Origin of the sequence: Streptomyces sp. NPDC053367 (assembly GCF_044545925.1) — a bacterium.
In the GTDB taxonomy this organism is placed as follows: Bacteria; Actinomycetota; Actinomycetes; order Streptomycetales; family Streptomycetaceae; genus Streptomyces.
Genome location: NZ_JBITYN010000007.1, coordinates 51806 through 74178, shown reverse-complemented (window position 1 = coordinate 74178; position 22373 = coordinate 51806). Strand labels below are relative to the sequence as shown.

20 protein-coding genes are annotated in these 22373 nt (G+C 72.8%); 13 read left to right on the top strand and 7 right to left on the bottom strand.

Features of this window, described 5'->3' with window-relative positions; all coding sequences use genetic code 11:
• Positions 1-385: 385 nt before the first annotated feature.
• The 4 genes from hutU (at position 386) to hutI (ending at position 5869) form a co-directional block, all read left to right on the top strand.
• Positions 386-2050 (top strand): urocanate hydratase, encoded by a 1665-nt coding sequence (gene hutU / locus ACIGXJ_RS20365; protein WP_399647156.1) that lies wholly within the window; start codon positions 386-388, stop codon positions 2048-2050.
• 68 nt (positions 2051-2118) lie between these two features.
• On the top strand, positions 2119-3321 hold the full coding sequence (locus ACIGXJ_RS20360) for an allantoate amidohydrolase (protein ID WP_399648086.1): 1203 nt from the start codon (positions 2119-2121) through the stop codon (positions 3319-3321).
• A complete protein-coding gene (locus ACIGXJ_RS20355; RefSeq protein ID WP_399647154.1) occupies positions 3318-4655 on the top strand; it encodes a formimidoylglutamate deiminase in 1338 nt (445 codons plus the stop codon). The genes ACIGXJ_RS20360 and ACIGXJ_RS20355 overlap by 4 nt, the downstream gene beginning before the upstream one ends.
• Before the next feature lie 44 nt (positions 4656-4699).
• Positions 4700-5869, top strand: coding sequence for an imidazolonepropionase (hutI, locus tag ACIGXJ_RS20350; RefSeq protein ID WP_399647153.1), 1170 nt, complete (start codon positions 4700-4702; stop codon positions 5867-5869).
• Positions 5870-5923: 54 nt separating this feature from the next.
• On the opposite strand, the gene ACIGXJ_RS20345 is transcribed toward hutI, so the two are convergent.
• Positions 5924-7768, bottom strand: coding sequence for a ricin-type beta-trefoil lectin domain protein (locus tag ACIGXJ_RS20345; protein WP_399647150.1), 1845 nt, complete (start codon positions 7766-7768; stop codon positions 5924-5926).
• 246 nt (positions 7769-8014) lie between these two features.
• Positions 8015-8920: an RNA polymerase sigma factor SigF gene (locus ACIGXJ_RS20340; protein WP_399647148.1), complete on the bottom strand. Its 906-nt coding sequence runs from the start codon at positions 8918-8920 to the stop codon at positions 8015-8017.
• Positions 8921-9169: 249 nt separating this feature from the next.
• Here ACIGXJ_RS20340 and ACIGXJ_RS20335 point away from each other — a divergent pair, with 249 nt between their 5' ends.
• Both ACIGXJ_RS20335 and ACIGXJ_RS20330 read left to right on the top strand, forming a co-directional pair.
• The gene (locus ACIGXJ_RS20335) at positions 9170-9547 is read left to right on the top strand and encodes an STAS domain-containing protein (RefSeq protein ID WP_399647145.1); all 378 of its coding nucleotides are present in this window, start codon (positions 9170-9172) and stop codon (positions 9545-9547) included.
• 141 nt (positions 9548-9688) lie between these two features.
• Positions 9689-10186 carry an ATP-binding protein gene (locus ACIGXJ_RS20330; RefSeq protein WP_399647143.1) on the top strand — a complete coding sequence of 166 codons (498 nt, stop codon included), beginning with the start codon at positions 9689-9691 and terminating at the stop codon, positions 10184-10186.
• Positions 10187-10498: 312 nt separating this feature from the next.
• On the opposite strand, the gene ACIGXJ_RS20325 is transcribed toward ACIGXJ_RS20330, so the two are convergent.
• Positions 10499-11992 (bottom strand): peptide MFS transporter, encoded by a 1494-nt coding sequence (locus ACIGXJ_RS20325; RefSeq protein ID WP_399647141.1) that lies wholly within the window; start codon positions 11990-11992, stop codon positions 10499-10501.
• A gap of 521 nt (positions 11993-12513) precedes the next feature.
• On the opposite strand from ACIGXJ_RS20325, the gene ACIGXJ_RS20320 reads away from it, so the two are divergent.
• Both ACIGXJ_RS20320 and ACIGXJ_RS20315 read left to right on the top strand, forming a co-directional pair.
• The gene (locus tag ACIGXJ_RS20320) at positions 12514-13191 is read left to right on the top strand and encodes a response regulator transcription factor (RefSeq protein ID WP_043501447.1); all 678 of its coding nucleotides are present in this window, start codon (positions 12514-12516) and stop codon (positions 13189-13191) included.
• 182 nt (positions 13192-13373) lie between these two features.
• The gene (locus ACIGXJ_RS20315; RefSeq protein ID WP_399647139.1) at positions 13374-14642 is read left to right on the top strand and encodes an ATP-binding protein; all 1269 of its coding nucleotides are present in this window, start codon (positions 13374-13376) and stop codon (positions 14640-14642) included.
• A gap of 3 nt (positions 14643-14645) precedes the next feature.
• Here the strand turns inward: ACIGXJ_RS20315 and ACIGXJ_RS20310 are convergent, their stop codons facing one another.
• On the bottom strand, positions 14646-15218 hold the full coding sequence (locus ACIGXJ_RS20310) for a GtrA family protein (RefSeq protein WP_399647137.1): 573 nt from the start codon (positions 15216-15218) through the stop codon (positions 14646-14648).
• Positions 15219-15406: 188 nt separating this feature from the next.
• On the opposite strand from ACIGXJ_RS20310, the gene ACIGXJ_RS20305 reads away from it, so the two are divergent.
• From ACIGXJ_RS20305 to ACIGXJ_RS20295, 3 genes are read left to right on the top strand one after another with little or no spacing between them, the layout of a single operon-like run.
• A complete protein-coding gene (locus tag ACIGXJ_RS20305) occupies positions 15407-16546 on the top strand; it encodes a 5-(carboxyamino)imidazole ribonucleotide synthase (RefSeq protein ID WP_399647134.1) in 1140 nt (379 codons plus the stop codon).
• Positions 16543-17067 carry a 5-(carboxyamino)imidazole ribonucleotide mutase gene (gene purE / locus ACIGXJ_RS20300; RefSeq protein WP_399647130.1) on the top strand — a complete coding sequence of 175 codons (525 nt, stop codon included), beginning with the start codon at positions 16543-16545 and terminating at the stop codon, positions 17065-17067. The genes ACIGXJ_RS20305 and purE overlap by 4 nt, the downstream gene beginning before the upstream one ends.
• 5 nt (positions 17068-17072) lie before the next feature.
• Positions 17073-18254 carry a dipeptidase gene (locus tag ACIGXJ_RS20295; RefSeq protein ID WP_399647127.1) on the top strand — a complete coding sequence of 394 codons (1182 nt, stop codon included), beginning with the start codon at positions 17073-17075 and terminating at the stop codon, positions 18252-18254.
• On the opposite strand, the gene ACIGXJ_RS20290 is transcribed toward ACIGXJ_RS20295, so the two are convergent.
• The gene (locus tag ACIGXJ_RS20290) at positions 18203-19339 is read right to left on the bottom strand and encodes an alkene reductase (RefSeq protein ID WP_399647124.1); all 1137 of its coding nucleotides are present in this window, start codon (positions 19337-19339) and stop codon (positions 18203-18205) included. The two genes, ACIGXJ_RS20295 and ACIGXJ_RS20290, sit on opposite strands and share 52 nt — an antisense overlap.
• A 165-nt stretch (positions 19340-19504) precedes the next feature.
• Here ACIGXJ_RS20290 and ACIGXJ_RS20285 point away from each other — a divergent pair, with 165 nt between their 5' ends.
• Positions 19505-20602, top strand: coding sequence for a dipeptidase (locus ACIGXJ_RS20285; RefSeq protein WP_399647121.1), 1098 nt, complete (start codon positions 19505-19507; stop codon positions 20600-20602).
• 19 nt (positions 20603-20621) lie between these two features.
• On the opposite strand, the gene ACIGXJ_RS20280 is transcribed toward ACIGXJ_RS20285, so the two are convergent.
• Positions 20622-21080, bottom strand: a complete 459-nt coding sequence (locus ACIGXJ_RS20280; RefSeq protein WP_399647118.1) for a DUF2000 family protein — start codon at positions 21078-21080, stop codon at positions 20622-20624.
• Between the two features lie 49 nt (positions 21081-21129).
• On the opposite strand from ACIGXJ_RS20280, the gene ACIGXJ_RS20275 reads away from it, so the two are divergent.
• On the top strand, positions 21130-21927 hold the full coding sequence (locus ACIGXJ_RS20275; RefSeq protein WP_399647115.1) for an AraC family transcriptional regulator: 798 nt from the start codon (positions 21130-21132) through the stop codon (positions 21925-21927).
• On the opposite strand, the gene ACIGXJ_RS20270 is transcribed toward ACIGXJ_RS20275, so the two are convergent.
• Positions 21928-22287, bottom strand: coding sequence for a VOC family protein (locus tag ACIGXJ_RS20270; protein WP_399647112.1), 360 nt, complete (start codon positions 22285-22287; stop codon positions 21928-21930). It abuts the gene before it with no gap.
• Positions 22288-22373 lie beyond the last annotated feature (86 nt).

Genomic DNA, 22373 nt, shown 5'->3' with positions numbered 1-22373 from the left:
CGCACCGCCCCCCGACCGCCGCCACCCGGCACCTCGTCCGGCCGCACCGCCCCCCGACCGCCGCTGCCCGGCACCTCGTCCCGGCGGGCCGCCCCCCGACCGCCGCTGCCCGGCACCTCGTCCCGGCGGGCCGCCCGGCCCGCGTAGGTGCCCGGCGTCCCGGACGTCTCGTCGTCTTGACCGTCCATCCCGCATCGCCCCCGTGTGGTCGCAGATGTTCCCGGCATCCCGCGCGCCGTCGATGCCGGGGGTTTCTGCATCCAGCCAAACATCTCGCGCGCGGCCACGCCGGGGGACCGACGTATTGACTAGCTCTATTCAGAAGGTAAGGATGTGAATAACAAGAGCAACATTCGCAGGGAGCCCAGCCACTAGGAGGCAGACCATGTCAGGACCCCGCCCCGTCCGAGCGCCGCGCGGTACGGAACTGAGCGCCCTGGGATGGCAGCAGGAGGCCGCCCTGCGGATGCTCCAGAACAACCTGGACCCCGAGGTCGCCGAGCACCCCGACAAGCTCGTCGTCTACGGCGGCACCGGCAAGGCCGCCCGCGACTGGCGCTCCTTCGACGCCATGGTCCGCACCCTGCGCACCCTCAAGCAGGACGAGACCCTGCTCGTCCAGTCCGGCCGCCCGGTCGGCGTCATGCAGACCCACGAGTGGGCCCCGCGTGTCCTCATCGCCAACTCCAACCTGGTCGGCGACTGGGCCAACTGGGAGGAGTTCCGCCGCCTGGAGCAGCTCGGCCTGACCATGTACGGCCAGATGACCGCCGGCTCCTGGATCTACATCGGCACCCAGGGCATCCTCCAGGGCACCTACGAGACCTTCGCCGCCGTCGCCGCCAAGAAGTTCGGCGGCACCCTCGCCGGGACCATCACCCTCACCGCCGGCCTCGGCGGCATGGGCGGCGCCCAGCCCCTCGCCGTCACCATGAACGACGGCGTCGCGATCTGCATCGACTGCGACCCGCGCGCCATCGAGCGCCGCATCGAGCACCGCTACCTGGATGTGAAGGCGGACAGCCTCGACCACGCCCTCCAGCTCGCCACCGAGGCCCGCGACCAGCGCAGGCCGCTGTCCATCGGCGTCCTCGGCAACGCCGCCGAGCTGGTGCCGCAGCTGCTCGCCATGGGCGCGCCCATCGACATCGTCACCGACCAGACCTCCGCCCACGACCCGCTGGCCTACCTGCCGCTCGGCGTGGCCTTCGAGGACATGGCCGACGCCGCCGCCAAGGACCCCGCCGGGTTCACCCAGCGCGCCCGCGAGGCCATGGCCCGGCACGTCGAGGCCATGGTCGGCTTCATGGACGCCGGCGCCGAGGTCTTCGACTACGGCAACTCCATCCGCGGCGAGGCCCAGCTCGCCGGCTACGACCGCGCCTTCGCCTTCCCCGGCTTCGTCCCCGCCTACATCCGCCCCCTCTTCTGCGAGGGCAAGGGCCCCTTCCGCTGGGCCGCGCTGTCCGGCGACCCCGCCGACATCGCCAAGACCGACAAGGCGATCCTGGACCTCTTCCCGGAGAACGAGTCCCTGGCCCGCTGGATCAAGATGGCCGGCGAGCGCGTCCACTTCCAGGGCCTGCCCGCCCGTATCTGCTGGCTCGGCTACGGCGAGCGCGACAAGGCCGGCGAGCGCTTCAACGACATGGTCGCCTCCGGTGAGCTGGCCGCGCCCCTCGCCATCGGCCGCGACCACCTCGACTGCGGCTCCGTCGCCTCCCCCTACCGCGAGACCGAGGCCATGCTCGACGGCTCCGACGCCATCGCCGACTGGCCGCTGCTCAACGCCATGGTCAACGTGGCCTCCGGCGCGTCCTGGGTGTCCATCCACCACGGCGGCGGCGTGGGCATGGGCCGCTCCATCCACGCCGGGCAGGTGACGGTCGCCGACGGCACCGAGCTCGGCGGCGAGAAGATCCGCCGCGTCCTCACCAACGACCCCGGCATGGGCGTCATCCGGCACGTCGACGCGGGCTACGACATCGCGGAGTCCGTCGCAGACGCCAAGGGCGTCCGGGTGCCCATGCGCGAGGGTGACTCGGCGTGACCCAGGACGGCATCCCCTCGGCGGGGGCCGAGGTGCGGCCCGCCACCGGCGGCGGCTCCTTCCACAGCATGTGGAAGGACCTGCTCCCCATCGGCCGCCACCCCGACTCCCACGGTTACCGACGCTTCGCCTGGACCGGCGCCGACGCCGACTGCCGGGCCTGGTTCGAGGACCAGGCCCGCGCCCGGGGCCTGGCCTACGAGGTCGACCGCAACGGCAACCAGTGGGCCTGGCTCGGCGACCCCGCCGCGGGGGACGCCGTCGTCACCGGGTCCCACCTGGACTCCGTGCCCGACGGAGGGGCCTTCGACGGGCCCCTCGGGGTGGTGTCCTCCTTCGCAGCGCTCGACGAACTGCGCGCCAGGGGCGTCGCGTTCACCAGGCCGCTCGCCCTCGTCAACTTCGGCGACGAGGAGGGCGCCCGGTTCGGGCTCGCCTGTGTCGGGTCGCGGCTGACCTCGGGGGCGCTGACCGTCGAGCAGGCGCACCGGCTCACCGACGCCGACGGGATCACGCTGCCGCGGGCCATGGAGGCCGCCGGGTACGACCCCGACGCCATCGGACCCGACCCCGAACGCCTCGGCCGCATCGGCGCGTTCGTCGAGCTCCACGTCGAGCAGGGCCGCGCCCTCGACCTCACCGGGGACGCCGTCGGCGTCGCCAGCGCGATCTGGCCGCACGGCCGCTGGCGGTTCGACTTCCGCGGGGAGGCCAACCACGCGGGAACCACCCGGCTCGTCGACCGGCGCGACCCCATGCTGTCCTACGCCGACACGGTCCTCGCCGCCCGCCGCGAGGCCGAACTCGCCGGAGCAGTCGCCACCTTCGGCAAGATCGCCGTCGAGCCCAACGGTGTCAACGCCATCCCCTCGCTCGTGCGCGGGTGGCTGGACAGCCGTGCCCCGGACCAGGACACCCTCGACACAGTCGTCGACGGGATCGAGAAGGCCGCGCGGGAGTACGCCGAGCGGCACGGCGTCGACCTCGACGTCGTCCGGGAGTCCTTCACCCCGGTCGTGGAGTTCGACCACGCCCTGCGTGACGAGCTGGGCCGCATCCTCGGCAAGGACACCGGCCTGACCGTCCCCGTCCTGGGCACGGGCGCCGGACACGACGCCGGGATCCTGTCCGGGCGCATCCCGACCGCCATGCTGTTCGTACGCAACCCCACGGGCGTCTCGCACTCGCCGGCCGAACACGCCGCCGAGGACGACTGCCTGGCCGGGGTGACCGCCCTCGCCGACGTACTGGAAGGACTGGCCTGCAGGTGACCAAGGGGACCTACTGGTTGGAGCACGCCTGGCTCGGCGACCGGGTCGAGCCGGGCGTCGCCCTGGACGTGGCGGACGGCCGGATCACCGCCGTGCGCACCGATGCCACAGCACCGCCCGCGGGCGCGGAGGTGCTGCGCGGGCTGACCCTGCCGGGCCTGGCCAATGCCCACAGCCACGCCTTCCACCGCGCGCTGCGCGGCACCGTCCAGGTCGGCTCCGGCACGTTCTGGACCTGGCGCGAGGTCATGTACGCGGTCGCCGACCGGCTCACCCCGGACAGCTACCACGCCCTCGCCCGCGCGGTGTACGCCGAGATGGCGCTGGCCGGCATCACCTCCGTGGGCGAGTTCCACTACCTCCACCACGCCCCCGGCGGCACCCCCTACGCCGACCCCAACGCCATGGGCGAGGCGCTGATCGAGGCCGCCGCCGAGGCCGGGATCCGGATCACCCTCCTCGAAACCTGCTACCTCTCCTCCGGCTTCGGCGCGGCCCCGGACCGGCACCAGCTGCGCTTCTCCGACGGCAGCGCGCAGAACTGGGCCGAACGCTGTTCAGTTCTCAAGGAACGGGATCACGCGCGGATCGGGGCGGCGATCCACTCGGTGCGGGCGGTCCCCGCCGGGCAGCTCGCCACGGTCGCCGAATGGGCCGGGGCACGCCATGCCCCGCTGCATGTGCACCTGTCCGAGCAGACCGCCGAGAACGAGGCCTGCCTCGCCGCCCACGGCTGCACCCCGACACAGCTCCTGGCCGAGCACGGCGTGCTGGGGCCGCGCACCACCGGCGTGCACAACACCCACCTCACCGACGAGGACATCGCCCTTCTCGGCGGCAGCTCCACCGGCACCTGCATGTGCCCGACCACCGAGCGCGACCTCGCCGACGGCATCGGCCCCGCCGCGGCCCTTCAGCGGGCGGGCTCCCCGCTGTCCCTCGGCTCCGACAGCCATGCCGTCGTCGACCTGCTCGAAGAGGCACGCGCGATGGAGCTGGACGAGCGGCTGCGCACCCGCACCCGGGGCCACTGGACGGCGGCCCAACTGCTGCGCGCGGCCTCGGCGGACGGCCACGCGGCCCTGGGCTGGGACGACGCGGGCGCGTTGGAGGCCGGGGCGCGGGCCGACTTCACGACCATCGCCCTCGACTCCGTCAGGACGGCGGGACCGCCGCCCCGGCTCGGCGCCGAGACGGCCGTATTCGCGGCGACGGCAGCGGACGTACGGCACACGGTCGTCGCCGGGCGGCACGTCGTACGGGACGGGGCGCACACGCTCGTACCCGATGTGCCGCAGGCGCTGGCCGCCGCCCTCGCGGCGCTGCACGACTGACCCGCGCATCCCAAGCCCACGCCCCCGCCCCTGAGGACACGACGATGAGCACCGTCATCACCAACATCGCCACGCTGGTCACCAACGACCCCTCCCTCGGTGACGGCTCCCCGCTCGGACTCGTCCGCGACGCGGCCCTCGTCATCGACGGCGACCGGGTCGCGTGGGCCGGTGAGTCAAGCAAAGCACCCGCCACCGACAACCGGGTCGACGCCGGCGGCCGGGCCGTGATCCCCGGCTTCGTCGACTCCCACTCGCACCTCGTCTTCGCCGGCGACCGCACCGCGGAGTTCAACGCCCGTATGTCCGGGCGCCCCTACAGCGCGGGCGGCATCCGCACGACGGTCGCGGCGACCCGTGCCGCCACGGACGCGGACCTGGAGGCCAACCTCACCCGCCACCTCGCCGAGGCCCTGCGCCAGGGCACGACCACGTTCGAGACCAAGTCCGGCTACGGCCTCACCGTCGAGGACGAGGCCCGCGCCCTGCGTATCGCCGCCCGGCACACCGACGAGGTCACCTACCTCGGCGCCCACATCGTCTCTCCGGACTACGCCGACGACCCCGCCGGCTACGTCGCCCTCGTCACCGGCGAGATGCTCGACGCGTGCGCCCCGCATGCCCGCTGGATCGACGTCTTCTGCGAGAAGGGCGCCTTCGACGGCGACCAGGCCCGCGCGATCCTCACCGCCGGCAAGGCGAGGGGCCTGCACCCGCGCGTCCACGCCAACCAGCTCTCCTACGGCCCCGGCGTGCAGCTCGCCGTCGAGCTCGACGCGGCCAGCGCCGACCACTGCACCCACCTGACGGACGCCGACGTGGACGCGCTGGCCAACAGCCGTACGGTCGCCACGCTGCTGCCCGGCGCGGAGTTCTCCACCCGCGCCGCATGGCCGGACGCGCGGCGTCTCATCGACGCCGGGGTCACCGTCGCGCTGTCCACGGACTGCAACCCCGGGTCGTCCTTCACCTCGTCCGTGCCGTTCTGCGTCGCGCTCGCGGTGCGGGACATGCGCATGACCCCCGACGAGGCCGTCTGGTCGGCCACCGCGGGCGGCGCCGCCGCCCTGCGCCGCGACGACATCGGCCGTCTCGCCCCCGGCGCCCGCGCCGACCTGGCCCTCCTGGACGCGCCCAGCCACGTCCACCTCGCCTACCGGCCGGGGGTCCCGCTGGTCAGCGCGGTGTGGCGGAAGGGCCTACAGGTGGTGTGACCGCGGCGGTGCGACGCCCCGAACGGCCGGCCCGTTCGCCGCGGCCGGCCACGGTCACGCGGCCCGGCCGGCCCGCCAGCGCTGCCGCGCGTCCCCGTCGATCCAGCCCAGCCACACGCCGTCGCCGCCGGTGGCGGTCAGCGCGGTGTCCGGGGCGACGAAGGGGCGGATCCGGCCGTCGCCGTCGACGGAGAACATCAGGTTGACGCCGTTGCGGCCCCAGACCGAGTCGCAGTTCCAGATGCCGACGCCCCGGTCGGCCGAGCCGCGGCTGTCCAGGCAGAATTCCTGGTCGGCGTACGACTGCAGGACCCGGCGCTCGGCGTCGTAGCGCCACTGCTGGGCCGGGGAGCCGGAGCAGACGGCGGTGATCACGTCCATGCCGTTGTCGAACCAGTCGTCGCGGACGTCCAGGCACCGTCCGGTGGCGGTGTTGACCACCGGCGCGAAGCTGCCGTTCGGCGGATGCGCCGGGGGTGGCGGCGGTTTCGGCGTGGCCGAGGGTGTCGGGCGTGCGGAGGTGCGCGAGGGCGTCGGGGTCGGTGTGGGCGACGGTGACGGCGACGGCGGCGGTGACGTGCGGGTCCTCGACGGCGACGGGGAGGGCGACGGGGTCACCGAAACCGTCGCGGTCACCGTCACCGGCGGCGGCGCCGGCGGGGTGCGCATCGTCTGGGACGCGGCGTTCTCCGTGGGCGGCTCACCCGGGGAGAGCAGGAAGACCAGCAGGGGCACCAGGGCCACCCCGAGCGCGGCCGAGGCCAGTGCGAGCCGCCGAGCCGGCGGCCACACCTGCCCCGCGGCCCCCGCCCCGCCCCTCAGCCCCCGTCCCGCAGCGGCGGAAGCCCGCCCCCACGCCGCCCAGTCACCGCCGTCGGCACCGGCCGCGGGGCCCTGCGCTCCGTGCCCGACGCCGACGCCGACGCCGACTCCGACGCCGGTCGCCGTAGCGCCCTCGGCGGCACCAGCCGCCCGTCCGCGGCCCCGCGAGCGGCCGCCCCGGCCGGACCAGGTGACGTCACCGCCGCCGTGTCGGCCGCCGCCCGGGCCGGTGTCGTCACCGGCCGTCAGCCCGGGCCCGCCCGGCGCCGACGCGCCGGCGGCCACCTCCCGCGCATAGGCAGCCCCGCCCCACCCGAGCAGCCCCTCCGCCGCGGCCAGGCGCGGGGAGTCGCGCAGCGCGCACTGCTCCTCGTAGGCCGTGGTGCAGTGCGGGCAGTGGGCCATATGGGTGGTGAGGTCGGGGCTGTGGCGGGGGGAGCCGGGGCGTACGGACTCCTCGATCAGGCGGCGGAAGTCCTGGCAGTCGGGGTCGTCGGAGTCGGCGAGGCGGGTGTGCAGGGCGGACTTGGCCAGGGCCTGGAGGGCGGCGGGCGTGTCGTAGGTGACGTCGGCGGGGCCGATGCCGAGCAGGAGCGCGGTCCGCTCCTCAAGTTCCTGGTCGATCAGGCCGTACCAGATCAGGCCCTGGGTGCGCGGCGGCAGTGCGCGGAACGCCCGGAGCAGGGGCGGCACGGGGGCCCCGGCCGTCAGGGCGGGCAGCAGGGCCGCGTCGAGGCCGGCGGCGCGTTCGTCGGAGGCCCACTGGGCTGCGACCTCGCCCACCAGGAGCAGCAGCCGGTGGCGTACGGGTGTGCCCGGGTCGGTGCCGCGGGCGGCCTCGCGGGCCGCGGCGTTGAATGCGTGGGCGGCCAGCTGGCGGGCCGCGGTGTCGCCGGCGGTGCACAGGCGGGCGTAGGTGAGGACGGACGCGCGGTGCCGGGCGCGCAGCTCCTGCAGGGCGGGGTAGGCGGTGACGCTGCGGGTGCGCAGCAGCTCCGTCAGCCGGGTGTCCGGCGCGTTCGCGTACGCGCTGTTCACGGCCCCGGCATCGTTGTCGGTTCCCTCGGCCCGCGCCATTCGTCCGCCTCCTCGCGTCCCTGTCGGCCTCGCCAAGTCACTGACGTACCAGTCGGTTTGGGGGGCCATAGTGGTGGACGCGCGTCGACGGGGAAAGACGTTTCCTGCGGTAACAGAGAGACAGAAGGGCGCGGTCCGGTAACGACCGCCGGGGCGGTCCGACTGGTCGAACCGCCCCCGGGAAGTCGTACAGGAACAAGGGGAGCAGGGGGAGTACGCGACGTACGAGGAGAGTGCGGCGGGCCGTCACTCCTCGACGGTCAGCCCCTTGCGCAGGCGCCCCAGCGTGCGGGACAGCAGCCGGGAGACGTGCATCTGGGAGATGCCCAGCTCCTCGCCGATCTCCGACTGGGTCATGCCCGCGACGAAGCGCAGGGACAGGATCTTCCGGTCGCGCGGGGCGAGTTCGGCGATCAGCGGCTTCAACGACTCGACGTACTCGATGCCTTCGAGCCCGTGGTCCTCGTAGCCGATGCGGTCCGCGAGGGCGCCCTCGGAGTCGTCCTCCTCGGGCTGGGCGTCCAGCGAGCTGGCGGTGTAGGCGTTGGAGGCGGCCATGCCCTCGACGACCTCGTCCTGGCTGAGCCCCAGATGCTCGGCGAGCTCCGGCACCGTCGGGGCGCGGTCCAGCCGCTGCGCCAGCTCGTCCCCGGCCTTGGCCAGGTCCAGCCGCAGTTCCTGCAGCCTGCGCGGCACGCGCACGGACCACGAGGTGTCGCGGAAGAAACGCTTGATCTCGCCGATGATGGTCGGCATCGCGAAAGTGGGGAACTCGACGCCGCGGGCGAGTTCGAAGCGGTCGATCGCCTTGATCAGGCCGATGGTGCCGACCTGCACGATGTCCTCCATCGGCTCACTGCGCGAGCGGAACCGGGAGGCGGCGAACTTGACGAGCGCGAGGTTGAGTTCGACCAGGGTGTTACGGACGTACGCGTGGTCGTGCGTGCCTTCCTCGAGGGACTCCAGCCGCTCGAAGAGGGTCTTGGACAGGGCCCGTGCATCCACCGGCCCCACTTCTTCGTATGGGGGGATCTCCGGAAGACCGGCGAGCGCGTCGCCCGCGTCGGTCGTCGGGTCGATGGGATCCAGATGTTCCGGAGCGATTGCCGACGTCGCTGTGGGGGTACGCGATGCGTCGAGCCGGGGTGACATGATGTCCTCCATCGTTCTCGGCATATGGCTGCCGGGGCCAGTACGTGCACTGCGGTGTGCGGCGCCTCCAAAGCCGGCCGTGTCGGTTACGTGTCCTTACTAGCCCTACCCGCTTTTCAACAGCCGCCGCAAGTGCGTTACATGGCGGTATGCCCGTTTCCTGGTACTTGTTCGGGTGTCGGAGTGTGTGATGAAGGCGTAGGGTTCGAGGACGTCAGTCAGTAGCCACGACCTCGGGAGAGAGACGGCATGGACCACGGGACGGTCGGCAGTGCGCAGTCTGGCCGGCTTCTGGTGGAAGTGCGGCAGGAGGGCTCCAGCGCCGTCGTGACACCGGCGGGTGAGCTCGATCACCACACCGCCGCCCTGTTGCGCGAACCACTGGAGGACTGCCTCGAGAAGGGGTACAGCCGCCTGGTCGTCGACTGCTCCCGGCTGGAGTTCTGTGACTCCACCGGGCTGAACGTCCTGCTCGGCGCCCGCCTGAAGGCGGAGGCCGCCGGTGGCGGGGTGCACCTCGCCGGGATGCTGCCCGTGGTGTCGCGGGTGTTCGAGATCACCGGCGCGGACGCCGTCTTCACTGTCCATGACACGCTTGAGGCGGCCTTGGCCGACGAATCCGGCTGATCCGGAAAAGAGCGGGTGTTCCGCCGGGCCGCATGGGCAGGAGACCTCCTGAGCATGTCGGCAGGGACCACCGCGGGTGCGGTCGTCCTACTGAAGTGACTCTTGAATCGTGATCTGGTGAATCGGTGAGGTGAAGCGCTGATGAGCACCACCCGGCCCTACTCGCCGGGCTCCGACGAGCCCAGCGGCGCTTCCGGGGGGCCAGGGGCGCCCGGGGCCTGTGAGGGAGGCCGGCAGGTCCGCCGGCTGGACTTCGCGGGACAGGCCGGCGTCGTGCCGCTGGCCCGCGACTTCGCCCGTCAGGCGCTGTACGCGTGGGGCTGGCTGCCGGCCGAGACCGCGGACCGGCGGGCCGCGGCGGAGGACGTGCTGCTCGTCGTCTCCGAGCTGGTCACCAACGCGTGCCTCCATGCCGAGGGGCCCTCGGAGATGGAGATCGCCTGCGACAACAAGGTGATCCGGGTCGAGGTCTCCGACCGGGGCTCGGGACAGCCGGCGCCGCGTACGCCGCACCGCGCCGCGCGGCCCGGCGGGCACGGCATGTTCATCGTGCAGCGGCTGTGCCTGGACTGGGGCGTCGTCCGGACGCCCGGGGCCGCCGGAAAGACCGTGTGGGCCGAGCTGGGGGCTCCGGCCTAGACCGCGGGGCCGTCTGCGCGCTCCGGGCCGCCTGCCCGCTGCGGTCCCCTCGCGCGGTTCGCCGCGCCGCTCCTCCCTCTTCCTACGCGCTTCCCTCTTCCTGCGCGCTTCCCTCTTCTTGCGTGCGGGCGCACCTCGACGGCCGATCTGACGCTTCACCAAGAGCAGGCCGTTCAGGGGAATCGGCGTACCTCCCCGCGCCGCGTGCCCTCGACGCTCTCCAGCGCCGGACCGTGCCAGGACGACGGCGAGAGGGCCGCTGCATCCCCCTCGGATACAGCGGCCCTCTACGGAACCCGGCTCAGCCCCGTGCTAGCGCACGGACCCCATGAGCTCCTTGACCCGCTTGCGGTACATGTGGACCGCGACACCGGCGAGCACCGCAAGCGCGGCCTCGGCCGCCACGACGCCGGTCTTGTTCAGGTCGACGCCGTAGGTGGACAGCAGGCCCGTGATCGCGTCGCCCGCGGTGACCGCGAGGAACCAGACGCCCATCATCTGGGAGGCGTACTTGGCCGGCGCCATCTTCGTGGTGACGGACAGACCCACCGGGGACAGCATCAGCTCACCGGTCGTCTGGCAGAAGTAGATCAGCACGATCCACCACGGGGAGACCTTGCCGCCGTCCGCGGCCACCAGCGGCAGCAGGAAGACGAAGAAGGAGATGCCGACCAGGGCCAGACCGCCGCCGAACTTGACGATCGTGCTGGGCTCCTTGCCGCTGCGGGCGAGGGACACCCAGATCGCGGCGAACACCGGGGCCAGCGCCATCACCAGGACGGGGTTGACCGACTGGAACCAGGAGACCGGGAACTCCCAGCCGAAGACGTGGTTGTCGACGTGCTCGTCCGCGAAGATCGACAGGGTCGAGCCGCCCTGGTCGTAGATCATCCAGAAGACGGCCGCGGCGACGAAGAACCAGATGTAGCCGGAGACGCGGGACTGCTCGGCGTCGGACAGCTCCTTGTCGCGCTTGATGCGCGCCAGGACGGTGACCGGGACGACCAGGCCGATGACCATCAGCGGGACCATGACCCAGTTCAGGGTGTAGTGGCCGGTGGCGACGACGATCGTGTAGAAGACGGCCGCGATCAGCATCCAGATCATGGCCTTGCGCAGCGTGGAGTTGCGCTCGTCGGTGCTCAGCGGCTTCGGGACGACGCTGGAGCGGTCCGACAGGTGACGGCTGCCGATCAGGAACTGGACCAGGCCGAGCGCCATGCCGAGGGCGGCCAGCGCGAAGCCGAGGTGCCAGTTGACGTTCTGGCCGACGGTGCCGATGACCAGCGGCGCGGCGAACGCGCCGAGGTTGATGCCCATGTAGAAGACCGTGAAGCCACCGTCGCGGCGCGGGTCGTTCGGGCCGTCGTAGAGGTGGCCCACCATGGTCGAGATGTTGGACTTCAGCAGGCCGGAGCCGATGGCGACCAGCAGCAGGCCGAAGTAGAAGGTGCCCGCGGTGGGCAGCGCCAGGACCAGGTGGCCGGCCATGATGACCGAGCCCGCGACCGTGACGGTCTTGCGGGGGCCCCAGACGCGGTCGCCGAACCAGCCGCCGGGCATGGCGAGCAGATACACCGTCGAGACGTAGACGGAGTAGATCGCGATCGCCGTGCCGGCGTCCAGGCCGAGCCCGGCGGGGGCGACCAGGTAGAGGGGAAGCAGTGCCCTCATGCCGTAGTAGGAGAAACGCTCCCACATCTCGGTCATGAAGAGGGTGGCCAGGCCGCGGGGGTGGCCGAAGAAGGTCTTCTCGGAACCGGGGGTGCCCGGACGGACCGAGTCCTTCGTCAGGCTGGACGCCATGGGTCGTTCCTTGCTGGTCGGGACGCGCGGAGGAGCGTGCGCGCCCGGTGGGGCGGCCGGCACCGGCGGGATCGGACCGCCCGCCCCCACGCCCAGGGGGAGTCCGCTCCGGATCACGGAGCGGTGGACGGCGACCACCGGGATCCACGCCTCGGTGCGCTTCGTCGCGCGTGAGGCCCGGCCACAGGTCATTCCTTTCGAGGCCGGCGTGGACCGGCCCGCACACAAAAGAGACCCTCAGCGTCAAATGGCCGCCGAAGGTCCCCGTGGTGCTACAGGCGTTGAAAGCACCATACGGCAGTGCAGTGCCGGATATGGAAGGACTTGAGACATGGATCACAGGTGACATCGGAACCGCAGGGCCCGATTCGAATGTGATCACAGGGATGGCCCCCGCAATCCTAGGTTCGCTCCTGGAGCCACCCCGACCGGCTGTCCGGTATGCCCGACAAGTCGGCGGGTAAGAATCGGGGCTGTCGATCTCACCTCGGGCGCGGTGGCGGGCGGACTACCATCAGCTCATGACCCGTGTACTGCTCGCCGAGGACGACGCGTCCATCTCCGAGCCCCTGGCCCGCGCCCTGCGCCGGGAGGGGTACGAGGTCGAGGTCCGTGAGGACGGCCCGACCGCGCTCGACGCCGGTATCCAGGGCGGCGTCGACCTGGTCGTCCTGGACCTGGGCCTGCCCGGCATGGACGGCCTGGAGGTCGCCCGCCGGCTGCGTGCCGAGGGTCACACCGTGCCGATCCTGATCCTGACCGCGCGCGCCGACGAGGTGGACACGGTCGTGGGCCTGGACGCGGGCGCCGACGACTACGTCACCAAGCCGTTCCGGCTCGCCGAGCTGCTCGCGCGGGTGCGGGCCCTGCTGCGGCGCGGCTCGGCCGAGCCCCAGCAGCCGCCGGCCACGCACGGCGTGCGCATCGACGTCGAGTCCCACCGGGCCTGGATGGGTGACGAGGAGCTCCAGCTCACCGCGAAGGAGTTCGACCTGCTGCGGGTGCTGGTGCGCGACGCGGGCCGGGTCGTCACCCGCGACCAGCTCATGCGCGAGGTCTGGGACACCACCTGGTGGTCGTCCACCAAGACCCTCGACATGCACATCTCCTGGCTGCGCAAGAAGCTGGGCGACGACGCGGCGAACCCGCGTTACATCGCGACCGTGCGGGGCGTGGGCTTCCGCTTCGAGAAGAGTTGAGCCCCGCCGCTGGGCCCGGCCGGCCTGGCGCACCATCGCCGTAGGGGCTTGCCGTCAGGTCGCGGGTGCGGCGCCGTTGTGGTCGATCGCGCCCGCGCGGCGGAGCCGCACAGCGACACGGCCCCGCGCCCCTGGGGGCGCTGCCACACTGGTCGTCGTAAGTCATTGCCCCGGAGGGCTCCGTGCGTCGCCGTCTCATCCAGTCCACGCTCGCCGTGGTGCTCGTCGTCATCGCCGTGTTCGGGCTGTCGCTGGTGATCGTCGAGACGAGGACGATCACGGCGAGCGCGCAGGAGCGGGTGAACTCCGAGGCCGGCCGGCTGGCGGGAATCGTCGACGGCCGCATCCTGGGCCGTGAGGAGATCACCGCGGAGATACTGCGCGACCAGGTCGGCGACGAGCGGTACGCGGTCGTGCGGATCCCCGGCCGGCCGCCCATCGAGATCGGCGACAAGCCCGGCGGCGACGTCATCGAGCACACCGCGCTCGGCGAGGAGCGCGAGACGGTCACCGTGCAGGAGCCGCGCTCGGCGATCACCCGCGAGGTGGGCCGGACGCTGCTGATCATCGGGGCGGTGGCGTTGCTCGCGGTGATCGCGGCGGTGGCGCTCGCGCTGCGGCAGGCGAACCGGCTGGCCTCCCCGCTGACCGACCTGGCCGAGACCGCGGAGCGCCTCGGCTCCGGCGACCCGCGCCCGCGCCACAAGCGCTACGGCGTCCCCGAGCTTGACCGGGTCGCCGATGTGCTGGACGCCTCCGCCGAGCGCATCGCGCGGATGCTGACGGCCGAGCGGCGGCTGGCCGCCGACGCCTCCCACCAGCTGCGCACCCCGCTGACCGCGCTGTCGATGCGCCTGGAGGAGATCACCCTCACCGACGACCCGGACACGGTGAAGGAGGAGGCGACCATCGCGCTGACGCAGGTGGAGCGTCTCACGGACGTCGTCGAACGGCTGCTGACCAACGCGCGCGACCCGCGCACCGGCTCCGCGGTCACCTTCGACCTCGACGAGGTCATCCAGCAGCAGCTCGCCGAGTGGCGCCCCGCCTACCGCAGCGCGGGCCGGGCCATCGTCAGCTCCGGCAAACGGCACCTGGAGGCCGTCGGCACCCCGGGCGCGGTCGCGCAGGTGCTGGCGGCGCTGATCGAGAACTCCCTCATGCACGGTGGCGGCACGGTCGCGCTGCGCACCCGGGTCACCGGCAACCAGGCCGTGATCGAGGTCACCGACGAGGGCCCCGGCGTCCCCGCAGACCTGGGCGCGAGGATCTTCGAGCGCGCGATCAGCGGCCGCAACTCCACCGGCATCGGCCTGGCCGTGGCCCGCGACCTCGCGGAGGCGGACGGCGGCCGGCTGGAGATGCTCCAGGCGCAGCCGCCCGTCTTCGGGCTCTTCCTGTCCCGTACGACCCCGGCCAAGCCGGAGGAGACCCCGCCGACGGTCCGCTGAGGGTCAGACCCGCTGCTTGACGCGCTGCCGGGACGTCCTGCCGTGCGCGTGCCCCGCGTGCGGCCGGGGTCCGCCCACCGGCCTCGGCGGCGCGGCCGGCTCCGCCGGTGTCTCCGGCGGCAGGGCCTTGAAGACCCAGCTGCGGTAGGACCAGAAGCGGAACAGGGTGGCGATGCCGATGCCGAGGAACTTGAAGATGTTGCTCTGCAGCGGGCTGTCCCAGCCGAACCCGTACGTCGCGGCGTACAGCACCCCGTTCTCGATGACCAGACCGATCGCGCTGAACACGACGAACAGGGTCAGCTCACGGGTGCGGCCGCTCTTGTCGCGGTCGCGGTAGGTGAAGTACCGGAACCCGATGTAGTTGAAGACGATCGCGGCGACGGTGGCGATCACACTCGCGCGGACCACCTGCAGGTCGGTGACGCTGCGCACCAGGTTGAACACGCCGAGGTTGACCAGAAGGCCGGCCCCGCCCACCGCCCCGAACTTGGCGGCCTCCCTGACGAGGCGGTCGACGCGCTGCCGCATCGCACCGGGGGGCGCCGCATGCAGCCCCGAGGAACCGTGTTCCATGGCGATGAAGGCCCCGTCCGTCGGAAATCGTCAACTCCGTCATGCTAACCACCCCCCTTTCGTGATCGCTTGCAGATGGCTGCACAGCTCGGTCACAGATCGCCGGGAAGCATGGAGGAGGACGCCCTCCGACCCCGTACGGGAGGAGCGGAATCCGGCCATGTCCGTGTGGCCGATACCCTGGGGGCGTGACGTTCCCGGTAGTCGGCATGGTCGGCGGGGGCCAGCTCGCTCGTATGACACACGAGGCAGGCATCCCGCTCGGCATCAGGTTCAAGCTTCTCAGTGACACCCCTCAGGATTCCGCGGCGCAGGTCGTGAGCGATGTCGTCATCGGCGACTATCGCGATCTGGACACGCTGCGCGAGTTCGCGCGCGGGTGCGATGTGATCACCTTCGATCACGAACACGTTCCCACCGAGCATCTGCGGGCCCTGGAGGCGGACGGCATCCCCGTGCGCCCCGGCCCGGACGCGCTGGTGCACGCCCAGGACAAGGGGGTGATGCGCGCCAGGCTCGACGCGATCGGTGTGCCGTGCCCACGGCACCGGATCGTGAGCGATCCGCAGGACGTGGCCGCCTTCGCGGCCGAGGGGGACGGCTTCCCGGTCGTCCTCAAGACCGTCCGCGGCGGCTACGACGGCAAGGGCGTGTGGGTGGTCGACTCCGTCGAGGAGGCGGCGGACCCGTTCCGCGCCGGCGTGCCCGTGCTCGCCGAGGAGAAGGTCGACTTCGTGCGCGAGCTCGCCGCGAACGTCGTCCGCTCCCCGCACGGCCAGGCGGTCGCCTACCCGGTGGTGGAGTCCCGCCAGGTGAACGGCGTGTGCGACACGGTCATCGCCCCCGCACCCGACCTGGAGGAGTCCCTCGCGCTGCAGGCCGAGGAGATGGCCCTCAGGATCGCCAAGGAGCTGGGTGTCGTCGGGCACCTCGCGGTCGAGCTGTTCCAGACCCGCGACGGCCGCATCCTCGTCAACGAGCTCGCGATGCGCCCGCACAACTCCGGTCACTGGACCATGGACGGCGCGATCACCAGCCAGTTCGCCAACCACGTCCGCGCCGTGCTCGACCTGCCGCTCGGCGACCCGCGCCCGCGCGCGAAGTGGACGGTCATGGCGAACGTCCTCGGCGGCGACTACCCCGACATGTACTACGCGTACCTGCACTGCATGGCCCGCGACCCGCAGCTCAAGATCCACATGTACGGCAAGGACGTGAAGCCGGGCCGTAAGGTCGGACACGTCAACACCTACGGCGACGACCTGGCCGACGTGCTGGAGCGCGCCCGCCACGCGGCCGACTACCTGAGAGGCACGATCACCGAATGAGCCCCCTTGTTGGCATCGTCATGGGTTCGGACTCCGACTGGCCGGTCATGGAGGCCGCGGCGAAGGCGCTCGAGGAGTTCGAGATCGCCTACGAGGTCGACGTCGTGTCCGCGCACCGCATGCCGCGCGAGATGATCGCCTACGGTGAGCAGGCCGCCGACCGCGGGCTCAAGGTGATCATCGCCGGTGCGGGCGGCGCCGCCCATCTGCCGGGCATGCTCGCCTCGGTCACCCCGCTGCCCGTCGTCGGTGTCCCCGTCCCGCTGAAGTACCTCGACGGCATGGACTCCCTGCTGTCGATCGCGCAGATGCCGGCCGGTGTGCCGGTGGCCACCATGGCCGTGGGCGGTGCCCGCAACGCCGGCCTGATGGCCGCCCGCATCCTCGCCGCGCACGACGAGGAACTGCTCGGCCGGATGCGCGACTTCCAGCAGGACCTGAACGACCAGGCCACCGAGAAGGGCAAGCGCCTGCGCGCCAAGGTCGACGGCGCCGCGAACGGCTTCGGCTTCGGGAAGTGACGCCGATGTCCTCCTCCCTGGAGGCCGCCCGGGAACTCCTCGCCGAGTTCCCGGTCGCCGACGGCCACAACGACCTGCCCTGGGCGCTGCGCGAACAGGTCCGCTACGACCTCGCCGCCCGCGACATCGCCGTACGGCAGGACACGCACCTGCACACCGATCTGCCGCGGCTGCGCGAGGGCGGGGTCGGCGCGCAGTACTGGTCGGTCTACGTCCGCGCGGACCTGCCCGGCCCGGTCGAGGCCACGCTGGAGCAGATCGACTGCGTACGGCAGCTGATCGAGCGTCATCCGCGCGAGCTGCGGGCCGCGTTCACGGCGGCGGACCTGGAGGCGGCCCGCGCGGAGGGCCGTATCGCCTCCCTCATGGGCGCCGAGGGCGGGCACTCCATCGCCAACTCCCTCGGCACTCTGCGCGGGCTGTACGCGCTGGGCGTGCGGTACCTGACCCTCACCCACAACGACAACGTCGACTGGGCGGACTCCGCGACGGACGAGCCGAGGGCCGGCGGGCTCACGGAGTTCGGCCGCGAGGTCGTGCGGGAGATGAACCGGCTCGGCATGCTCGTCGACCTCTCCCATGTGGCGGCGACGACCATGCGGGACGCGCTGGACGCCTCCAGCGCGCCGGTGATCTTCTCGCACTCCTCCTCCCGGGCGGTGTGCGACCACCCGCGCAACATCCCCGACGACGTCCTGGAGCGGCTGCCCGCCAACGGCGGTGTGGCGATGGTGACGTTCGTGCCGAAGTTCGTGCTCCAGGCGGCGGTCGACTGGACGGCCGCCGCCGACGACAACATGCGCGCCCACGGCTTCCACCACCTCGACACCACCCCCGAGGCGATGAAGGTGCACCGCGCCTTCGAGGAGGCCCACCCGCGCCCGGTCGCCACGGTCGCGACGGTCGCCGACCACCTGGACCACATGCGCGAGGTCGCCGGCATCGACCACCTCGGCATCGGCGGCGACTACGACGGCACCGCGTTCACCCCCGAGGGCCTCGGTGACGTCTCCGGCTACCCGAACCTGATCGCCGAACTGCTGGACCGCGGCTGGTCGAGGGCCGACCTCGCCAAGCTGACCTGGCAGAACGCCGTACGGGTGCTGGGCGCGGCGGAGGACGTGGCCCGGGGGCTTCAGGCGACCCGGGCGCCGTCGAACGCGACGATCGAGTCGCTCGACGGCTGAGGGGCCGCGTCCAGGGCGGGGTAGTCGTTGTAACCGGCCGCCCCGCCCGTGTACATGAAGTACCGCTCCCGCACCGGGTTGAGCGGCGCGCCCCGGCGCAGCCGCTCGACCAGGTCGGGGTTGGCGAGGAACGGCCGCCCCAGCGCCACCAGATCGGCCCCGCCGGCCAGCATCCGCGCCGAGCCGTCGCGTACGGCGTCCGTGGTGAGGTCCGTCAGGACGGGGTTGCCGATCAGCGTGCCCGGCCACTGGCGCCGCAGCCGCCGGAACAGCGCGCTGTCCGGGTCCGCGTGCACCAGGTGCAGATAGGCGATCCCGCGCAGCCGGGCCACGAGCTCCGGGTACAGCTCGCCGGTCTCGGCCGCCTCCTCCCGGATGCCGTTGACGGTGGTGCCGGGGGAGACCCGGACGCCCACCCGGTCGGCCCCGATCGCGTCGGCCACCGCCTCGGTCACCTCCACCGCGAACCGCACCCGCCGCTCGACGGAACCGCCGTACGCGTCGGTGCGGCGGTTGGTGTTGGCGGCGAGGAACTGGTGCAGCAGCATGCCGTTGGCGGAGTGCACCTCCACGCCCTCGAAGCCCGCGTCGACGGCCCGGCGGGCCGCGGCGGCGAAGTCGGCGACCGTGGCGCGGATGTCGGCCGCGGTCATCTCGCGCGGGACGGCGGCGGGCCGGTGCCCGCCCGGCGTGAAGATGGTCTCCGGCAGCGCGATCGCGGACGCCGACACCGGGGTCAGCCCGGTCGTCGCCGGGTGGCTGACCCGGCCGCCGTGCTGGAGCTGGAGGAACATGTGCCCGCCGGCCGCCCGGACCGCGTCGGTGACCCGCCGCCAGCCGGCCACGTGCCGGTCGGTGTGGACGGCCGTGATGTTCGGGTACGTCTGCCCGACCGGGTTCGGCGTCGACCCCTCGGCGATGATCAGTCCGGCCGAGGCGCGCTGGGCGTAGTGCGTGACCATCAGATCGGTCGGAGTGCCGTCGGCGGCCGCCCGGTTGCGGGTCAGCGGGGCCATCACGAGGTGGTGGGGGAGCGCCAGCCGGCCGAGCCGGGCCGGGGCCAGGAAGTCCGTTGTCTGCGTCATGACGGCACGGTAGAACCTGACACCAGTGTCAGATTCAAGCCCGGCCGGCGGCTCGGACCGGGGCCGTACCCCCGAACGCCCCGCCCACCAGGAAGCCCCCGCCCCTGCGTGCGACGGTGACTGTACTGCCGCTCACGCCGACGATCACGATGTACGGAGCCTGCCATGGCCGACCTCCAGGACGAACTCCACCCCAGCACGGCAATCGGCGAGCTCCCGCTGCCCGAGTCGCTGCCCCCGCCCGCGCCGGACGCGGTCGGCCCCCTGGACGAGGCCCACACCCTGCTCGCCGCCCACCCCGTCGCCGACGGCTACAGCGGGCTGCCCTGGGCACTGCGGCACCTGCCCTGGTACGACCTCCAGCTCGGCGAGAGCGCGGTCGACACGGACGTGCCACGACTGCGCCAGGGCCATGTCGGGGCGCTGTTCTGGGCGCTGCACCTGCCCGACGGTCTGGCGGCGGACCGGGCCGTGGGCGCCACGCTGGAGCAGCTGGAGCTGGTGCGTGCGGTGATCGACGCGCACCCCGAGGGGCTGCGCCTCGCCTACACGGCCGGGCAGGTCATCGACGCCCGCAACTGCGGCCGCGTGGCCGTCCTGGTCGGCCCGGCCGCGGCCTCCGCCCTGGACGACTCCCTGGCCATCCTGCGCGTCCTGCACTCCCTGGGCCTGCGGGTCCTCACCCTCACCGGCACCTCCTGGGCCAGCGAGGCCGGACTGACCCGGTTCGGTGAGGAGGCCGTGCGCGAGATGAACCGGCTCGGCGTGCTCGCCGACCTCTCCGGCGCCTCCGAGGCCACCGCCGCCCGCACCCTCGCCCTGTCCCGCACGCCGGTGCTGTGCACCCGCTCGGCCGCCCGCGCGCTGCGCCCCCACCCGGCCAACCTGCCCGACGACCTGCTCGCCGCGCTGGGCGCGGCCGGGGGCCTGTGCATGGTGCCGCTGACCGCCGAGCAGACCGGGCCGACCGTACGGGACGTGGCCGACCATCTCGACCACGTCCGCGCCATCGCCGGCCCCGAGTGCGTCGGCCTGTCCGGCACCTACGACTCCGGCGCCGCCCACCCGCAGGACCTGCCCGACGCCTCCGGCTACCCGCGCCTGATCGCCGAGCTGCTGCGCCGCGGCTGGACCGAGACCGACCTCGCCCTGCTGACCTGGGGCAACGTCCAACGCGTGCTGCGCACGGCCGACTTCACCGCGCGGGCCGCCCAGCAGCGCCGGGAGCCCTCCACGGCCCGGATCGCCGATCTCGACGGATAGCGGGCCGTCCCGCCGCGGTTCACCGGTGCATGCGCGCCCCCTTGAGCACCTTGTCGACGGCGTTGCGCGGCCCGTACACCGCCAGCCCGACCAGGTCCAGCCGGTCCGCCGGCACGGCGCGCACCGCCGCGCGGTTGTCGCGGTCGTTGCCGGTGGCGAACAGATCCGAGGTGAACACCGCCCGGGGCAGCTCCCGCGCCAGGGCGCGCCCGTGCGCCGCGGTCAGGGCCTCCCCGGTGCCCTCGAACACCAGCACCGGCTGGCGGAACATCGGCAGATACGGGGTGCCGTCGGCGTCGGCGTACGGCTCGCCGATCACCTCGGGAAGCCGTGTGCCCAGCCCGCTGACCAGGAACGCGGTCACGTTCAGCCGCTGCCAGAGCGCCAGGTCCTCGCGCAGCAGGACGGCGATCTTGGTGTCGAAGCGGACGGGCGAGGTGTCGGTGGTCATGCCGGTGGTCATGCCTGGGGACGTCATACCGTGAGACTGCCGACCGCCGCCGTCCGCGTTCTTGTACGTTCTTTGCATGGTGGCAGCCCGGAACGAGGTCTCCGCGTGGCGCCCGCGCGTCCCCGGTGTCGTCGAGGTCTTCCACGCCCACTTCACCGAGCACGCCTACCCGATGCACGTCCACGACGTGTGGACGCTGCTGATCGTCGACGAGGGCGCGGTCCGCTACGACCTCGGCCGCCGCGAGCACGGCACCGCCCGGGACACGGTGACACTGCTGCCGCCGCAGGTCCCGCACAACGGCTCGCCCGCGACGGCCGGCGGCTTCCGCAAGCGCGTCCTCTACCTCGACCTGACCCGCCTCGACGAGACCCTGATCGGCCCGGCGGTCGACGGCCCCGACCTGGTCGACCCGCTGCTGCGGCGGCGCGTGGGCCGGCTGCACACCGCCCTCGCCGACCGGGGTGACGCGCTGGAGGCGGAGAGCCGACTCGCCCTGATCGGCGAACGGCTGCGCCGCCATCTGCGCCACCGGCCCGAACCGCCCCGGCCCGCGGCGGACCGGGGCGTGGCCCACCGTCTGCGCGACCTGCTGGACGCCCGGCTGCCCGACGGGGTGACCCTCCAGGAGGCGGCACGGCTGCTGCACGCCCACCCCGCCCACCTGGTGCGAGCCTTCACGGCGGCCTTCGGCATCGCCCCGCACCAGTACGTGATGGGGCGCCGGGTCGACCACGCCCGGCGGCTGCTGCTCTCCGGGCTGCCGGCCGCCGAGGTGGCCCCCGCGGCCGGCTTCTACGACCAGCCGCACCTCACCCGGCACTTCAAGCGCCTCACGGGCACGACCCCCGGCCGCTACGCCCGCGGGGCGTAGTCAGCAGGCACACAGACAGAACGGGTGGCCCGCCGGGTCGGCGTACACCCGCCAGGTCCGCGAGCGGTCCTCGGTGTCCAGCGGGCGGGCCCCCAGGGCGAGGACCTCCTTCTCGGCCGTGTCCAGGTCCTCGACGGTCAGGTCGAGGTGGAACTGCTGCGAGTGGTCGGCGGCGGGCCACTCGGGCGCGACGTATCCCGGCGCCTGCTGGAAGGCGAGCGCCTGCCCGCCCGGCACCTTCAGGTCCACCCACTCGCCCTCGCCCTCGACGCTGCCGCCCAGGACACCGGCGTAGAACCCGGCGAGCGCGGCGGGGTCGGGGCAGTCCAGGACGACGACACCCAGCTTGGCGACAGCCATGACTTCCTCCTCGGGAACACGGGGTTACCGCTAGACGTTGGTAACCGGTAACCGTTACCCCATGCTCCCGCATTGGCGGTAACGTC

Excerpts from the sequence above, each read along its gene's own strand:
- hutU (WP_399647156.1), top strand. The coding sequence starts at position 386 with ATGTCAGGACCCCGCCCCGTCCGAGCGCCGCGCGGTACGGAACTGAGC.
- ACIGXJ_RS20360 (WP_399648086.1), top strand. The coding sequence starts at position 2,119 with ATGTGGAAGGACCTGCTCCCCATCGGCCGCCACCCCGACTCCCACGGT.
- hutI (WP_399647153.1), top strand. The coding sequence starts at position 4,700 with ATGAGCACCGTCATCACCAACATCGCCACGCTGGTCACCAACGACCCC.
- ACIGXJ_RS20345 (WP_399647150.1), bottom strand. The coding sequence starts at position 7,768 with ATGGCGCGGGCCGAGGGAACCGACAACGATGCCGGGGCCGTGAACAGC.
- ACIGXJ_RS20340 (WP_399647148.1), bottom strand. The coding sequence starts at position 8,920 with ATGTCACCCCGGCTCGACGCATCGCGTACCCCCACAGCGACGTCGGCA.
- ACIGXJ_RS20335 (WP_399647145.1), top strand. The coding sequence starts at position 9,170 with ATGGACCACGGGACGGTCGGCAGTGCGCAGTCTGGCCGGCTTCTGGTG.
- ACIGXJ_RS20330 (WP_399647143.1), top strand. The coding sequence starts at position 9,689 with ATGAGCACCACCCGGCCCTACTCGCCGGGCTCCGACGAGCCCAGCGGC.
- ACIGXJ_RS20325 (WP_399647141.1), bottom strand. The coding sequence starts at position 11,992 with ATGGCGTCCAGCCTGACGAAGGACTCGGTCCGTCCGGGCACCCCCGGT.
- ACIGXJ_RS20320 (WP_043501447.1), top strand. The coding sequence starts at position 12,514 with ATGACCCGTGTACTGCTCGCCGAGGACGACGCGTCCATCTCCGAGCCC.
- ACIGXJ_RS20310 (WP_399647137.1), bottom strand. The coding sequence starts at position 15,218 with ATGGAACACGGTTCCTCGGGGCTGCATGCGGCGCCCCCCGGTGCGATG.
- purE (WP_399647130.1), top strand. The coding sequence starts at position 16,543 with ATGAGCCCCCTTGTTGGCATCGTCATGGGTTCGGACTCCGACTGGCCG.
- ACIGXJ_RS20295 (WP_399647127.1), top strand. The coding sequence starts at position 17,073 with ATGTCCTCCTCCCTGGAGGCCGCCCGGGAACTCCTCGCCGAGTTCCCG.
- ACIGXJ_RS20290 (WP_399647124.1), bottom strand. The coding sequence starts at position 19,339 with ATGACGCAGACAACGGACTTCCTGGCCCCGGCCCGGCTCGGCCGGCTG.
- ACIGXJ_RS20285 (WP_399647121.1), top strand. The coding sequence starts at position 19,505 with ATGGCCGACCTCCAGGACGAACTCCACCCCAGCACGGCAATCGGCGAG.
- ACIGXJ_RS20280 (WP_399647118.1), bottom strand. The coding sequence starts at position 21,080 with ATGACGTCCCCAGGCATGACCACCGGCATGACCACCGACACCTCGCCC.
- ACIGXJ_RS20275 (WP_399647115.1), top strand. The coding sequence starts at position 21,130 with ATGGTGGCAGCCCGGAACGAGGTCTCCGCGTGGCGCCCGCGCGTCCCC.
- ACIGXJ_RS20270 (WP_399647112.1), bottom strand. The coding sequence starts at position 22,287 with ATGGCTGTCGCCAAGCTGGGTGTCGTCGTCCTGGACTGCCCCGACCCC.